Source organism: Streptomyces sp. TP-A0356 (assembly GCF_001417775.1).
GTDB lineage: Bacteria > Actinomycetota > Actinomycetes > Streptomycetales > Streptomycetaceae > Streptomyces.
Genome location: NZ_BBZJ01000062.1, coordinates 1 through 2715, shown reverse-complemented (window position 1 = coordinate 2715; position 2715 = coordinate 1). Strand labels below are relative to the sequence as shown.

1 protein-coding gene and 1 pseudogene are annotated in these 2715 nt (G+C 65.2%); both read left to right on the top strand.

The genetic code is table 11. The features are described from left to right. Positions 1–1352, top strand: a pseudogene (locus tag ASC56_RS37210) (alpha-1,4-glucan--maltose-1-phosphate maltosyltransferase); the annotation flags it as partial. Further along, on the top strand, positions 1349–2715 hold a 1367-nt coding region (gene treS, locus ASC56_RS37205), incomplete at its 3' end, for a maltose alpha-D-glucosyltransferase (protein ID WP_055496023.1). The pseudogene ASC56_RS37210 and the gene treS, both read left to right, overlap by 4 nt.

The window sequence follows — 2715 nt, the reverse complement described above, 5'->3', positions numbered from 1 at the left end:
AGCGGCCGCACGGGACGTTTCGTTCGGCGGCTGGGCGGCTTGAGGCGATCGCGGCGATGGGGTTCGACGTGGTGTATCTGCCGCCGGTCCATCCGATCGGGACGACGTTTCGCAAGGGGCCCAACAACGCTGTGTCGGCGGGTGTGGGGGATGTGGGGGTGCCGTGGGCGATCGGCTCGGCGGAGGGGGGGCATGAGGCGGTGCATCCGGAGTTGGGGACGGTGGAGGACTTCGTCTGGTTCGTGGGGCGGGCTGGGGAGCTGGGGCTGGAGGTGGCGCTGGACTTCGCGTTGCAGTGTTCTCCGGATCATCCGTGGGTGCAGAAGCATCCGGAGTGGTTTCGGCACCGGCCGGACGGGTCGATCGCGTATGCGGAGAATCCGCCGAAGAGGTATCAGGACATCTATCCGGTCTTCTTCGATGCGGACATGGATGGTCTGGTGGCGGAAACGGTGCGGGTGCTGCGGGTGTGGATGGGGCGGGGGGTGCGGATCTTCCGGGTGGACAATCCGCATACGAAGCCGGTGGTGTTCTGGGAGCGGGTGATCGGGGAGATCGGGCGGTCGGATCCGGATGTGATCTTCCTGGCGGAGGCGTTCACGCGGCCGGCGATGATGCGGACGCTGGCGGCGGTGGGGTTCCAGCAGTCGTACACGTACTTCACGTGGCGCAACTCCAAGCAGGAACTGACCGAGTATGTGGGGGAGTTGGCGCGGGAGACGGCGGCGTACATGCGGCCGAACTTCTTCGTGAACACCCCGGACATCCTGCATGCGTATCTGCAGCAGGGGGGGCGGCCGGCGTTCGAGGTGCGGGCGGTGCTGGCGGCGACGCTGTCGCCGTCGTGGGGGGTGTACTCGGGGTATGAGCTGTGTGAGAACGTGCCGTTGCGGGAGGGCAGTGAGGAGTATCTGGATTCGGAGAAGTATCAGTTGCGGCCGCGGGATTGGGAGGCGGCCGAGCGTGCGGGGCGCAGTATCGCGCCGCTGATCACGAAGCTGAATGCGATCAGGCGGGCCAGTGCGGCGCTGCGGCAGTTGCGGGATGTGCACTTCCATCATGCCGACAACGACGCGGTGATCGTGTTCTCGAAGCGTTCGGGTTCGAACACGGTTGTGGTGGTGGCGAACCTGGATCCTCACCATACCCAGGAGGCGACGGTCTCGTTGGACATGCCGCGGCTCGGGCTGGACTGGCACGAGCCGGTGCCGGTGCGTGATGAGCTCACCGGTGTCGTCTACCACTGGGGCAGGGCCAACTATGTGCGTCTGTCGCCGGGTGAGAGCCCGGCGCATGTGCTGACCGTCCTGCGACCGTCCTCACTGCAGACCGGAGGGTCACCCACACGATGATCGTCAACGAGCCCGTCCCGGACACCTTCGAGGACACTCCCGCCGCCAATCGCGACCCGCAGTGGTTCAAGCGTGCCGTCTTCTACGAGGTCCTGGTCAGGTCCTTCCAGGACAGCAATGGTGATGGTGTGGGCGACCTGAAGGGGCTGACCGCGCGGCTGGACTATCTGCAGTGGCTGGGTGTCGACTGTCTGTGGCTGCCGCCGTTCTTCAAGTCGCCGCTGCGTGATGGTGGTTACGATGTCGCCGACTACACGGCGGTGCTGGCGGAGTTCGGGGATCTGGCGGACTTCGTGGAGTTCGTGGATGCCGCGCATCAGCGGGGCATGCGGGTGATCATCGACTTCGTGATGAACCACACCAGTGACCAGCATCCGTGGTTCCAGGAGTCGCGCAGCAGCCCCGACGGCCCCTACGGGGACTACTACGTGTGGGCGGATGACGACAAGCAGTTCCAGGACGCGCGGATCATCTTCGTGGACACCGAGGCGTCCAACTGGACCTTCGACCCGGTGCGCAAGCAGTACTACTGGCACCGGTTCTTCTCCCACCAGCCGGATCTCAACTACGAGAACCCGGCGGTGCAGGAGGAGATGATCTCGGCGCTGAGGTTCTGGCTGGATCTGGGGATCGATGGTTTCCGTCTGGACGCGGTGCCCTACCTCTACCAGGAGGAAGGCAGCAACTGCGAGAACCTGCCGGCGACGCACGAGTTCCTCAAGCGGGTGCGCAAGGAGATCGACGCGCACTACCCGGACACGGTGCTGCTGGCGGAGGCGAACCAGTGGCCCGAGGACGTGGTCGACTACTTCGGCGACTACCGAAGCGGCGGCGACGAGTGCCACATGGCCTTCCATTTCCCGGTCATGCCGCGGATCTTCATGGCGGTGCGCCGTGAGTCGCGTTATCCGGTCTCCGAGATCCTGGCGAAGACGCCCGCGATTCCCTCGAACTGTCAGTGGGGCATCTTCCTGCGCAATCATGACGAACTCACCCTGGAGATGGTCACCGACGAAGAGCGTGACTACATGTGGGCGGAGTACGCCAAGGATCCGCGGATGCGTGCCAACATCGGTATCCGCCGGCGGCTGGCGCCGCTGCTGGACAACGACCGCAACCAGATCGAGCTGTTCACCGCCCTGCTGCTGTCGCTGCCCGGCTCGCCGATCCTGTACTACGGCGACGAGATCGGCATGGGCGACAACATCTGGCTGGGCGACCGGGACGCGGTGCGCACGCCGATGCAGTGGACCCCGGACCGCAACGCGGGTTTCTCCTCGTGTGATCCGGGACGGCTGTATCTGCCCACGATCATGGATCCGGTCTACGGGTACCAGGTCGCCAACGTGGAGGCGTCGATGTC